Genomic DNA, 12,230 nt, shown 5'->3' with positions numbered 1-12,230 from the left:
GGGTGCCTCCTAGTGGTCCTTGTGGGGTGGGAGTACCTGATCGGATGTGACGACCTCGGTGATGGAGCGCGCGGCCAGGTGGTCCCGGTCGGTGGCGCGGGTGTCGAGGACGGTGGTGGGGCGGACGCCGTCGGCGACCAGCCGGAAGTACGCGTCGAAGACGGGCCCGCCGGGCGCGCAGAGCGAGCGGGAGGCGGGGTCGGCGGGGACGACGAGTGCGGTCGTACGGCGTTCGGGTGCGGCCGAGCCCGCCCGGGCCGCACGTTCCAGGACCCGGGCGGTGTCCTTCGGTCTGCGGTCGTTGGTCAACAGGCCGAGTCCGTACTCCAGTTCCGGGAAGTCGGCCAGTTCCCGGGACACGTCGTGGGAGCACCACCAGGTGATGCCCCACAGGTCGGGGCAGTCCAGGGCGTTGGCGATCGTGGCCTCGGTGAAGGCGGCCGCGTGCTCGGGCGGGACCAGGGGTGCGGGGGCGCCGACCTCCTGGAGCCAGACCGGCCGGTGCGGGTCGTCGGCCCAGGCCTTGCTGAGTTCGACGAGGTAGGCGGCGTGGTGCTCGGCCGGGACGGAGGTGCGGCCGTGGCGCTGGGCGGTGCCGTTGAAGACCCAGGAGTGCACCGCGGTGACGGCGCCGTGGCGGGCGGCCTGGGCGGGGGTGAAGGGCTGGTCGTCCTGGTACCAGGTGGCGTCGTACTCGGCGTGCAGGTGCAGCCTGCCGGGAGCGCCCTCCTCGCAGGCGGCCAGCATGCGGGTGAGCCAGGCGTCGATCTGCTCGGAGGTGGCCCGGTCCGGGTCGGGGTGGGGGCCCGCGGAGAACTGGTTGACCTCGTTGCCGAGGGTCATGCCGAGGAAGTTGGGCCGGTCCGCCAGTGCCGTCGCGAGGGTGCGCAGATAGGCGGCCTGGCCCTCGATGACCTGCGGGTCGGTGAAGAGGTTGCGGCGGTGCCAGGTCCGGGTCCAGGCGGGCAGGAAGTCGAAGCTGCTCAAGTGCCCCTGGAGGCCGTCGACGTTGACGTCGAGACCGCGCTCGGCGGCGGCGTCGACGAGCCGCACGAGGTCCGCCACGGCCCGCTGCCGGATCAGGGCGCGGTTCGGCTGGAAGTACGGCCACAGCGGGAAGACCCGGATGTGGTCCAGGCCCAGGGCGGCGACGGAGTCGAGGTCGGCGCGGACGGAGTCGAGGTCGAAGTCGAGCCAGTGGTGGAACCACCCCTGGCTCGGGGTGTAGTTGACGCCGAAGCGCACGGCAGAAGGCATACGGGGATCCTTGGCTCTGGGGGTTCGTTCAGCCCTTGACCGCGCCCTCGCCGACCCCGCGGAAGAAGTACCGCTGGAGGCAGGCGAAAAGGGCGATCAGCGGGGCCACGGCGATGACCGTGCCGGCGGCTACGAGCCGTTCGTCGTTGGCGAAGGTGCCGTGCAGGTAGTTGAGTCCGATGGTCAGCGTGAACTTCGACGGGTCGCTCAGCACGATCAGCGGCCACAGGAAGTCGTCCCAGGCACCCATGAAGGCGAAGATCGCGACGACGGCCACCGTGCCCTTCACCGACGGCAGGGCGATCCGCAGGAACCGCTGCCAGACGTTGGCGCCGTCGACGTAGGCCGCCTCCTCGATCTCGTAGGGCAGGTTGAGGAAGGCGTTGCGCATCAGCAGGACGTTCATCGCTCCGATGCAGCCCGGCAGGACCACACCGATCAGGGTGTTGTTGAGGCCGAGCTCCCGCATGGTGGTGAACTGGGCGATGATGATGCCCTCCACCGGCACAAGCATCGCCAGGACGAAGGCGAGCGTGGCCGCGCGGCGGCCCCGGTAGCGCAGTCGGGCCAGGGCGTAGCCGGCGAGGGCAGAACCGGCGCAGTTGGTCACGACGTTGGCGGTGGCGACCTTCAGGGAGTTGAGGGCGTAGTCCCAGACCGGGATGGTGTCGGAGACCCGCTCGTAGTTGTGCAGGGTGGGGTGCTGGGGCAGGAAGCTCGGCGGGGAGCTGTAGATGTCCTCGGTGGGTCCTTTGAGCGAGGTCGACAGCTGCCAGAGGAAGGGGCCGGTGGTCAGGGCGAGGACGGCGAGCAACAGGGCGTACCGCAGCACCAGTTCGCGCTTGCGCACCCGGGTCACGACTCCGCCCTCCGGTCGGCGCGCAGCACGAGCAGCATCAGTGCCACGGTGACGACGAAGACCACGATCGAGATGGCGGACGCGTAGCCGACCCGGCCGGTGAGTCCGGTGCCGGTGCGCTGGACCAGCATCACGAGGGTGGTGTCCTCGCCGGCCGGTCCGCCGCTCGGGCCGGCCATCAGGTAGACCTCGGAGAACACCTTGAAGGCGGCGACCGAGGACAACGCCCCGACGAGCGCCATGGTCGAGCGGACCGCGGGCACCGTCACCGTGACGAACCGGCGGACGGCTCCGGCCCCGTCGACCGCGGCGGCCTCGTGCAGCTCGCGCGGCACGTTCGCCAACGCGGCCAGATAGATGATCATGTAGTAGCCGAGGCCCTTCCACACCGTGACGGCCATGGCGCTCAGCAGGAGCAGCCACTGGTCGCTCAGGAAGCCGATCCGGCCGACTCCGACGGACTCCAGCAGCGAGTTGATCAGGCCACGTTCGTCGAGGAGCCACACCCAGATGAGTCCGACCACGACGATCGACGCGACGACCGGGGTGTAGAAGGCGGACCGGAAGAAGGTGATGCCGGGGATGTTCTTCTGGACCAGCAGGGCGAGCAGCAGCGGCAGGATCACCAGCGCGGGCACGACTCCGAGGACGTAGAGCGTGCTGTTGCGCAGACCGATCCAGAACATGTCGTCGTGCAGCAGCTCACGGAAGTTCGCGAGGCCGACGAACTCGCCCGGGATCAGGGTGCGCTTGTCGGTGAAGGCGTTCACCAGCGTGGAGACGAACGGGTACAGGATGAAGGCGCCGATGACGATCAGCCCGGGTGCGGCGAACAGCCAGGGACTGGTCGGCAGTTGGCGCCGCACCCGACGCCCGCGGGGGACGTCGGGCGCGCGGCTGTCGGGCCGGACCCGGGGGACGGTGGACGAGGACATTGGTCATCCCTGCTGCTGGAGCAGCGTGTCGCACGCCTTGACAGCGTTGTCGAGAGCTTCCTTGGGGCTTTCCTTGCCCTGGAGCGCCTTGGCGACCTCGTTGCGCAGGGCCGTCTTCATCTGCTCGCTGAACAGCACGGGCGTGTAGTTGACCGCGTTCTTCAGGGACTTGGCGGCGGCGATCCGCACCCGCGTCTCGTCCGTGCCGTCCTCCTTGGTGAAGTACGGGTCGTCCAGCGATCCGGCGGTGCTCGGGAAGATGGCGACCTTCTTCGCGAAGGACATCTGGTGCTCGGCGTCGGTGACGTAGTGCGCGAAGGCGACGGAGGCGGCCTTCTTCTTGGTCTGCGCGTTCACCATCACGCCCATCACGTACATGTTGACGTGCCCGGTGCTGGTGATCTGGTCGGTGATGCCGATGTTCTTGTACAGGTTCGGCGCCTGCTTCTTGAAGTTGCCGAGGTCCAGGGCGCTGCCGGGGTTCATGGCGACTGCTCCGGTGAGGAACTTCTTGCCGGAGGACTCGGGCGTGGCGGTGAGCGCCTGCGGGTCGAGCGCCTTGGCGTCGTACAACTCCTTGTACTTGGTGAGGAGTTCGACGCCCTTGCTGTCGTTGAAGGCGAAGGCGGTGCCCTCGTCGTTCATGAGCGGGACCCCGTAGCGGCCGAAGTCCTCGATGGTGGGCACGTTGGCGAGGGTGGCGACCTTGCCGTCGCTCTTCTCCGCCAGTTCGAGCGCGTCGGTGAAGAGGTCGTCGTACGTCTTCGGCGGCTGGTCGGGGTCGAGGCCGGCCTGCCTGAAGAGGGTCTTGTTGTAGAAGAGCGGGCCGGTGTTGAGGTACCAGGGGAAGGCGTACGTACCGGTCATGCCCGGTATCTGATGGCTGGCCCAGGCGCCGTCCAGGTACTCCTTCTTGTACTGTCCGGCCGCCTGGTCGAGGTCGAGCGCGAGGCCGGCCTTGGCCAGGGGTGCGACCAGGTCGGGGGAGACGTTGACGACGTCGGGCAGGGTGCCGCCCGCGGCGTCGGCGCTGATCTTGTCGGCGTAGCCCTCGGCGGGCTGGTCGACCCACTTGACCTTGGTGCCGGGGTACTTCTTCTCGAAGTCGGTGATCAAGCCCTCGAAATAGTCCTTGAAGTTCGCCCGGAGGTTCCAGGTCTGGAAGGTGATGTCGCCCTCGATCTTTCCGGAGGCGTCGGACGAGCCTGTGTCGTCGCCCCCGGAGCCGCACGCGCTCAGCGGCACGAGGAGACAGGCGGCGGCAGCGGCGGCGAGGGTTCTGCGGGAAATGGGCACGGCGAACCGTTCTCCTTTGCGGCGGAGTTGGTCAACGACGGAGACCCTGCACGCCCCTCCACAGGCCCGTCAATGCATATCGCACAGCTAATTTGTTTAGTGACTAATGCGCATTAGGTTGACGGAGCTGAACCGCATTAGTGCATACTGTCCGGACGAACCTGCGGAGATGGGGGAAACAGCGTGTCAGGCAAGCGGTCACCGGTCCGCAGACCCACGATGAAGGACATCGCGCGGCGGGCCGGGGTCTCCCAGAGCGCGGTCTCCTTCGCGTTGAACGGCCGCCCCGGGGTGTCCGAGGACACCCGCGACCGGGTGCGGCAGGTCGCCGAGGAACTCGGCTGGCGCCCCAGCACCGCGGCCCGCGCGCTGTCCGGCGAGGGCGCGGCCACGGTCGGCTTCGTCCTGGCCCGCCCCGCCGAGACGCTCGGCGTCGACTCGTTCTTCCTGCAACTCGTCTCGGGGATACAGGAGGTGCTGGCGGAGCGTCATCTCGGGCTGCTGTTCCAGGTGGTGGAGGACGTCGAGGACGAGTGCGCGGTCTACCGGCGCTGGTGGGCCGAGCACCGGGTCGACGGTGTCCTGGTGGTCGACCCGCGCACGGACGACCCCCGCACCGGAGTCCTCAACGAACTGGGACTGCCGGGTGTGGTGATCGGCGGCGCCCCCGACGAACGCCATCCGGGGCTGTCGACCGTCTGGGCGGACGACGCCGGAGCGATGGCCGCAGTCGTGGACGAGCTGTACGCGCTCGGCCACCGGCGGATCGTGCACATCGCGGGCCTGCCGGGTCTCGCCCACACCGAGCGCCGCATCCGCACCCTGCGCACGGAGGCCGGGCGGCGCGGGCTGACCGGGGTGAAGTCGGTGACCACCGACTACTCCGACGCGGAGGGCGCGGCCGTGACCCGCCGGGTCCTGGAGGCGCCCGCTCCCCCGACCGCGCTGATCTACGACAACGACGTGATGGCCCTCGCCGGAGTGGCCGCCGCGACCGAACTGGGCCGCTCGGTGCCCGGGGACGTGTCGGTGGTGGCCTGGGAGGACTCGGCACTGTGCCGCATGGTCAAGCCCTGGCTGTCGGCGCTGTCCCGGGACAGCGTGGAGTTCGGCCGCACGGCTGCCAGGGAACTGACCGCCCTGCTGGACGGCGGCCCGGCCCGGACCGTACGCGTGCCGGTGCCGCGGCTGATCGTGCGGGACAGCACCGGAGCTGCGCGGGGCGCCTGAGCCGGGGGCGACGGCAGGCGCCGGGGCGACACCGCCGACACGGCCTGCGTCGATGAACATGACCGTGGAGTTCTGCGGGAAGCGCCTGCGCCGACACCTGCGCGTGAGGCGGTGTCCGCGTCCGCGCAGGAGTCCTTCCCGCCCCCCTCAGACCTCCGACCGGTACAGCCCGAACCCCGCGGGCCGCACGGCGCCGCGGGACCGGGTCACCCGCAGCCGCCACTTCCGGGCCCGCACCGGAACCGGCAGCCGCAGGATGCGGCTCGCGCCGATGGTGCCGGCGGCCGTGACCTGCGTCCACGTGCCGTCGCGGAAGGCCTCGACGACGAAGTTCTCCACCTGCTGGCCGTGCCGGATGTCCTCCGCGAGACGGATCCGGTCGGCCTCCGTCTCGCGGCCCAGGTCCAGCGTCACGCGGTCCGGCGCCGAGGTCCTGCGGGCGCCCTGCGCCAGGTCGCGGGGCAGCTCGCGGTCGATGCGCTCACGGAACTCGCGCAGCCGGACGACGTCCGTGGCGTGCAGAAGACCGTCGGTGTCCGGCGGGACGTTCAGCAGCAGCACCGCGTTGCGGCCCACCGAACCGAAGAAGATCTCCGTCAGGTCGTCGACCGACTTGGGCTGCTGGCCGGCATGGTAGAACCAGCCGTCGCGGAGGGAGACGTCGCACTCGGCGGGCCACCACTGGAGGTAGTCGGTCGTCGGCTGCGCCTTCACCAGCGCGGCCCGGCTGCCCTCGTCGGGGGTGTCGTACGACAGCGCCCAGTCGGTGCGGCCGTACTGGTTCTCCTTGACCGGGATCACGCTCCACTCGTCCTCGCGCGCGATGCCGCTCTCGTTGCCGACCCAGCGCAGGTCGGGACCGGTGACGGCGATGGCCGCGTCCGGGGCGAGGGCCCGCACCAGGGTGTACCAGCTGTCCCAGTCGTAGCTCTCCACCTTGTCGGACGGGATGTGCCCCTGGGCGCCGTCGAACCACACCTCGTCCACGGGACCGTACTCGGTGAGGACCTCGTACAGCGTGTTGAGCATGTGGGCGCCGTAGTCGGTGGCGTCGAGGGTGTGGAAGCGGTCCGGTGCGCGGTCGTCGCCCGGCACGAGGGTCGGGATCGTGCGCGGGGAGCGGGCGCTGCCGTTGGCGTACACCCCGTGCAGGTACTGGTTCTCGTCGGCGGGCGAGATGTAGACGCCGACCTTGAGGCCGTAGCGCCGCATGGAGTCGGTGAAGGACCGCAGTACGTCCCCCTGGCCGTTGCGCCAGCTGCTCGACGCCACCGAGTGGCCGGTGTAGCGGGAGGGGTGGAGGACGAAGCCGTCGTGGTGCTTGACGGTGAGGACGGCCAGTCTGAAGCCGCCGTCCTTCAGGGCCGCCGCCCACTGGTCGGTGTCCAGGCGGGCCGGCTGGAAGACGTCCGGGTCCTCGTCGCCGGTGCCCCACTCCAGGCCGGTGAAGGTGTTCACGCCGAAGTGCAGGAACGCGGTGCGCTCCAGGCGCTGCCAGGCGATCTGCCGTGCGGTGGGCCGGACTTGGGACGCCTTGCGGACGAGGTCCGCCTCGGTGTCGTCCGGCGAGACGGGGATGCGCCGGCCGCGGTCACCGGCCAGGGCCGCCGCCGGACCGGGAACACCGGTCACGGCGAGTCCGGCGGCGGCGGTGACGAAGAGGCGTCTGGAGAGGGTCATGGGTCTGCTCCTCAGCTCAAGTGCCAGACTGCGGGGGCACGTTGGTCGGGCGGGTACTGCACGAGCCGGCCGTCGTCCGTGACGGTGAGCGCCATCCGGGTGATCGCGTTGACGAGCAGGTGGCCGCCCGCCGCGGGCTTCAACTCCCAGCGCTGCAGGGTGTTCGCGGCGTCGCAGCTGTCCCAGGTCGCCTCGACGCCGGGCTGGAGCGGCACGTTGAGCGTGAGCCTTCCGCCGCTGACCGCGAGACAGCCGGCCGCCGACCGCAAGGTCACGTACCCGTCCGCGGTGCGCCGGACCGTGGCCGTGAAGGACCGCCCGAAGCGGTACGTCCCGTCCGCGACCGGCACCCGGGTCAGGTCCCGCCGTCCGGCCGCGTGTCCGACCGCCGTACCTCGCGCCACGAACTCGGCGTAGGTGGCGTCGGGGTGCGGGTCGCCCCAGGTGGCCTGGGCGACATGACGCAACGCGGGCCACAGCCGTACGGCGACCTCGTTCTCGGTCTCACCCCGCCCGTTGTCCGGCCACAGGCTGATCTTGGCGCCCGTGACGCCCCGGGAGGAGGCCAGTTCCTCGCCCTCGAAGCTGCGCGGGTCCCAACTCCGTTCGTACAGCGACCCGGTGTCGCTGTGGAAGCCGCCCCGGATCAGGTAGAGCGAGTAGGCGGAGTTCATCACCGAGTAGCCCTGCGCGATGAGCCGGCTCGGCGTGACCGCGACGTTCAGCCAGTGCTCGACCGTGGTGTCGGTCCGCACCGGCACGGTGTTGGCGCCGGTCAGCCCGTCGTTCCAGATGCGCAGCCGCACGCCCTGGTCCGCCGCGTGGTCGTGGACGCGGTTGACGAAGTCGACGAAGGCGTCCTGGGGGGTGGCGCCGGAACCGTACTTCTCCCGCGCGTACTCGAGAACCTGCGGGTACTTCGCGAAGTCCGAGCCGAGCATGTACTCGTCGGCGCCCATGTGCCAGGACTTCGCCGTGAAGACCTGGGCGTACTCGTCCATCAGGCTCGTGTAGTAGTCGAAGGCCGCCTGCCGGGTGATGTCGAGGCGCGAGGGCTGCCTGACGCCGTCGGAGTCGGTCAGCTGGAGGTCCGGGCGGTTCTCGATCCACGGGTCGATGTGCCCCGGGGAGTTGATCTCGGGGATGATCTCCACGTGGTACTTGTCGCCGAGGGCGACGAGCCGGCGTATCTCGTCCTTGGTGTAGTAGCCCCAGGTGTTGGCCTCGGGGTGGGTGTCGCTCCTGACCTTCAGTTCCACGAGCAGCTGGTTGAGCTTGTGGTAGGCCATCTCGCGGACGAGGTTCTCCAGCCAGGGCAGCGAGATGTGGATGTAGCAGGCGCACACGCCCACGCCCCGCTCCTTGTAGCGCGGCACGTCGACCGTGCGTCCGGCGGGGATCCGGTCGCCTTGGGCGAGGAGCTGGAGGAGGGTCCGGGTGCCGTAGAAGGCGCCGGTCTCGGTCGCTCCGGTGATCGACAGGCGTGTGCCGGAGTGCAGTTCGTAGCCCTCGGTGCCGAGGGAGGCCCGGGACGGCCGTATGTCGACAACGATGTCACCGGCGCGGGCCCCGCCGCGTACGACGGGGACCGAGCCATGGCCGGCGGCCCGCAGATCACCGGAGAGCGTGGCGGCGACCCGGCGTTCGGCGGGGCCGTCCGCTATCAGGCGGGCCCCGGGCCGGTAGACGTAGGCGCCCGGCTCCGGAGTCCACCGGGCCAGGGCCGGCACGGTGACCGGTGGTCCCGCGTCCGGGCGGGCGACCGCCGGCACGGGCGCCAGGAACAGCGTCAGCAGCGCCACGACGACGGCGAATCCCAGCCGTTTCCTCATGAGCGACTCCCCATTCATCGGATGGCTGATGATTGAGGTCACCAGTAGCACTGTCAACGGGGCTGAACCGAAGCCCAGTTGGGCCAGAGATCGGATGACCTGCACGTCAGCGAGCCCCTTCAGGGCTTCCGTGCCGTGAAAAGTCCAAGAAGACCGACACGAATGTCCAAGCCCGGACGCTCTCGACGTGACGTCCGCAGCCGGGCAGAGTTCTCCTTACGTACTCGCCAGTAGCCCCGAGGAGCGCCACGTGACCAACTGGGTCGGCCGTACCGCCGCCGAGATCGCCGCAGCCGTCCGTGAGAAGCGGGCCACCCCCCGGGAGGTGGTGGCCGAGCATCTCGCCCGGATCGAGAGGCTCGACGGGCGGATCGGGGCGTTCCGGGTGGTCCGTGCCGAGGCGGCACCGGCAGAGGCCGACGAGGTGGGCGCCCGCGGCGACCTCGGCGAACTGCCCCTGGCCGGGGTGCCCGTGGCCGTCAAGGACAACCTCGCGGTGCGCGGCGAGACCAACCGGGTCGGCTCGACCGCGACCCCGGACACGCCCGCCGACGCCGACCATGAGGTCGTGGCCCGGCTGCGGGCCGCGGGCGCGGTGGTCGTGGGGCTGACGAACGTCCCGGAGCTGTGCGTCTTCGGCACCACGGAGGGCGTCCACGGCACCTCCCGCAACCCCTGGGACACCTCGCGCACGGCCGGCGGCTCGTCCGGCGGCAGCGCGGCCGCGGTCGCCGCGGGCCTGGTCCCGATCGCCCTCGGCAACGACGGCATGGGCTCCCTGCGCATCCCGGCGGCCAACTGCGGCCTCGTCACGCTGAAGCCCGGCTCGGGGGTGGTGCCGGCGGGCATCAGCGACGGCGACTGGTTCGGCATGTCCGAGAACGGCCCCCTCGCGACCACCGTCGAGGACGCCCGCCTGCTGCTCTCGGTCCTCGCCGACACCGAGTTCGTACGACGGGACGCGTCCGCCACTCTCGACATCGCCGTGTCCCTGCGCAGCCCGCTCGCCGGGGTCACCGTCAGCGCGCCGTACGCGCAGGCGGTCCGCGAGGCGGCCGGGCTGCTGATCAAGGCCGGGCACCAGGTGCGGCGCGCCGACCCGCCGTACCCGCTGTCGCTGGGCGTCACCTCGCTCGCCACCTGGACGGCGGGTACGTCGGTGGACGCCCAGGGGCTCGACCCGCGTCTGCTGGCCCGGCGCACCCGGGTGCACGCGGCGATCGGCCGGCGCTTCGTGAAGAGCGTGCGCAAGGGCGGGGCCCGGCAGGAACTGCGCGAGCGCCTGGAGCCGTTCTTCGCCGAGCACGACGTGCTGGTGCTTCCGGCGCTGGCCCGCCGCTCCCCCAAGGCCGAGGCGTGGCACGAACGGGGCTGGCTGCGCAACGTCCTGGCCAACACCGCCTACTCGCCGCTGACCCCGCCCTGGAACCTCACCGGCTGGCCGGCGATGTCGGTCCCGTTCGGCACTCTGCCCTCGGGCGCCCCCACCGCCGTACAACTGGTGGGCCGGCCGGGGTCGGAGGCGGTGCTGCTGGGGGTCGCGGAGGAGCTGGAGCGGCGGCGGCCGTGGCGGCGGACGGCACCGCTCGACTGAACACCGTGCTCTAGAGGGCCTTGTACATGACGTGCAGGCCGACCCGCCCGTGCCGGGGGTGCTCGAAGGCGTCCGGCACGGTGCCGAGGATCGTGAAGCCGAGCGAGGTCCACAGCCGCACGGCCGGGTTGGTCTCCACGACGGCGTTGAACACCATGCCCCGGTAGCCGTCCGCCGCGGCGGTGGCCAGGACGTGCTCGGCGAGGGCGCGGCCGATGCCGCGGCCGCCCTGGTCGGGGTCGACCATGAAGCCGGCGTTGGCGATCCGGGCTGCCGGACCACCGTAGTTGGGGGTGACGTAGGCGGAGGCGACGACCGCTCCGGTCTCGTCCTCGACGACGTGGACCCGCTTGGCCGGGTTCATCCACAGGGCGCGAGCGGCCTCTTCGGAGGTGTCGGGGTCCCAGGCGTAGGTCTCGCCGGCGGCCACGATCCGGTGCCAGAACGGCCAGATCCGTGGCCAGTCGTCGGCCACGGCTTCTCTGATCAGCATGGGCGTGAGTCTCGCACGCCCATGCCGTCGGCGATCGCGAAGGTCCTGCCGTCAGTCCACGCTGGGCAGGATGTGGGGCTCGGCGAGGTCGTCCTCGTAACCCGCGAGACGGATGGGGGCGGACCGCGCCCACACGTCGAGGCTGCCGATGTCTCCGGGCCGTCGGCCCGCGCGCTCCGGGCGTTCCTTGGGGCGCTGTTCGCGATTCGTCTTCTCCGGTGTCACCGCGCACTCCTTATGTGTCGGGCTCACCCTCGGGACGTACCTGGCCAACCTACGGTCGGTGCCTGGACGTCCGCTCGGGTCTGGGTCGAGATCGGTTCGGACGCGGTGGCGCCGTGCAACTCATGTGAGAGCAGGCCGTGGTGACCGGCTTGTCCCGGGACGGACTGTGGGTGTGGGTGGGACCCCGTACTGCCGTCCGTCGGCTACAGATTAACCAGATGAGCGGGGGGCCGCTCGATAGCGAGTGAAAACAAGGTGTAACCATTGCAATTCACTGTGGCTTGTCCGCCCCGTTTTTCGCCTGATTTATCACTTTAAGAACCTTTCTGGAGTCACTCGTTCGGCCTACCGGTCGACCGGTCCTCCGACCCCTCGGGCGCGCAGTTCAAGTCCCGTTGGCCGATTCGCAAGGCGCCCATGTTCTGCTGACCCGTGGCAACGGCCGGACCGGCGGGAGGTCTGACGTATGGAACTGCGCAGTGTCGACGAACTGATGGATCTGCTGCACGCCTGCGGCAGCGAACACGCCCTGCGGACCGCGGCACTGCTGCGCCGCAGCCGGCCCGCCGACAAGGAACTCCAGGTGGCGGGCCTGGTGATGGACACCGGGCAGCCGGCCGGGGTGATCCGCACCCTGCTCGGGGAGCGGGTCCACCGCCTGGTGTGCCGCCTCGGCCCCGCCCCCGACGACGAACTGCTGCGCCTGGCGTCCGAGGAGAGCCGGACGGCCCGCTTCGACGCCGGCGTCCTGGAGGACTGGCGTGCCGTCCTGGAGCTGGTCGCGGCACGCAACTCCCGTCTGGAGACTGTCGACTGACGGCTCGTCATG

General features: G+C 70.5%; 11 protein-coding genes. 3 read left to right on the top strand and 8 right to left on the bottom strand.

All coding sequences use genetic code 11. The features are described from left to right. Window positions 1-9 precede the first annotated feature (9 nt). Genes M2163_RS40405 through M2163_RS40390 form a run of 4 tightly spaced genes read right to left on the bottom strand, consistent with a single transcriptional unit; the run spans window position 10 to window position 4,347 of the window. Window positions 10-1,257, bottom strand: a complete 1,248-nt coding sequence (locus M2163_RS40405) for a cellulase family glycosylhydrolase (protein WP_280896499.1) — start codon at window positions 1,255-1,257, stop codon at window positions 10-12. A gap of 28 nt (window positions 1,258-1,285) precedes the next feature. Beyond that, complete coding sequence (locus M2163_RS40400; RefSeq protein WP_280896498.1) at window positions 1,286-2,116, bottom strand: carbohydrate ABC transporter permease; 831 nt, start codon at window positions 2,114-2,116, stop codon at window positions 1,286-1,288. Beyond that, window positions 2,113-3,051: a sugar ABC transporter permease gene (locus tag M2163_RS40395; RefSeq protein WP_280896497.1), complete on the bottom strand. Its 939-nt coding sequence runs from the start codon at window positions 3,049-3,051 to the stop codon at window positions 2,113-2,115. The genes M2163_RS40400 and M2163_RS40395 overlap by 4 nt, the downstream gene beginning before the upstream one ends. 3 nt (window positions 3,052-3,054) lie before the next feature. Beyond that, entirely contained in the window at window positions 3,055-4,347 is a 1,293-nt protein-coding gene (locus tag M2163_RS40390; RefSeq protein ID WP_280847916.1) for a sugar ABC transporter substrate-binding protein, read from the bottom strand. 219 nt (window positions 4,348-4,566) lie between these two features. Here M2163_RS40390 and M2163_RS40385 point away from each other — a divergent pair, with 219 nt between their 5' ends. Continuing rightward, window positions 4,567-5,577: a LacI family DNA-binding transcriptional regulator gene (locus tag M2163_RS40385; protein ID WP_280897393.1), complete on the top strand. Its 1,011-nt coding sequence runs from the start codon at window positions 4,567-4,569 to the stop codon at window positions 5,575-5,577. Window positions 5,578-5,724: 147 nt separating this feature from the next. On the opposite strand, the gene M2163_RS40380 is transcribed toward M2163_RS40385, so the two are convergent. Together M2163_RS40380 and M2163_RS40375 are read right to left on the bottom strand one after the other, a co-directional pair. Next, window positions 5,725-7,257, bottom strand: coding sequence for an alpha-L-fucosidase (locus M2163_RS40380; RefSeq protein WP_280896496.1), 1,533 nt, complete (start codon window positions 7,255-7,257; stop codon window positions 5,725-5,727). 11 nt (window positions 7,258-7,268) lie between these two features. Beyond that, on the bottom strand, window positions 7,269-9,089 hold the full coding sequence (locus M2163_RS40375; protein ID WP_280896495.1) for a family 20 glycosylhydrolase: 1,821 nt from the start codon (window positions 9,087-9,089) through the stop codon (window positions 7,269-7,271). Window positions 9,090-9,339: 250 nt separating this feature from the next. Between M2163_RS40375 and M2163_RS40370 the strand changes: the two genes are divergently transcribed. Continuing rightward, window positions 9,340-10,683: an amidase family protein gene (locus M2163_RS40370; protein WP_280847919.1), complete on the top strand. Its 1,344-nt coding sequence runs from the start codon at window positions 9,340-9,342 to the stop codon at window positions 10,681-10,683. Window positions 10,684-10,693: 10 nt separating this feature from the next. On the opposite strand, the gene M2163_RS40365 is transcribed toward M2163_RS40370, so the two are convergent. Beyond that, window positions 10,694-11,176: a GNAT family N-acetyltransferase gene (locus M2163_RS40365; protein ID WP_280896494.1), complete on the bottom strand. Its 483-nt coding sequence runs from the start codon at window positions 11,174-11,176 to the stop codon at window positions 10,694-10,696. A 51-nt stretch (window positions 11,177-11,227) separates the two neighbouring features. Beyond that, on the bottom strand, window positions 11,228-11,401 hold the full coding sequence (locus tag M2163_RS40360) for a hypothetical protein (protein ID WP_007386357.1): 174 nt from the start codon (window positions 11,399-11,401) through the stop codon (window positions 11,228-11,230). A 466-nt stretch (window positions 11,402-11,867) separates the two neighbouring features. On the opposite strand from M2163_RS40360, the gene M2163_RS40355 reads away from it, so the two are divergent. Further along, window positions 11,868-12,218, top strand: a complete 351-nt coding sequence (locus tag M2163_RS40355; protein ID WP_280847921.1) for a hypothetical protein — start codon at window positions 11,868-11,870, stop codon at window positions 12,216-12,218. Window positions 12,219-12,230: the final 12 nt, after the last annotated feature.

This window comes from Streptomyces sp. SAI-135 (assembly GCF_029893805.1).
GTDB lineage: Bacteria > Actinomycetota > Actinomycetes > Streptomycetales > Streptomycetaceae > Streptomyces.
The sequence above is the reverse complement of the archived record's forward strand: the minus strand, read 5'-3'. Positions and strand labels throughout refer to the sequence as shown.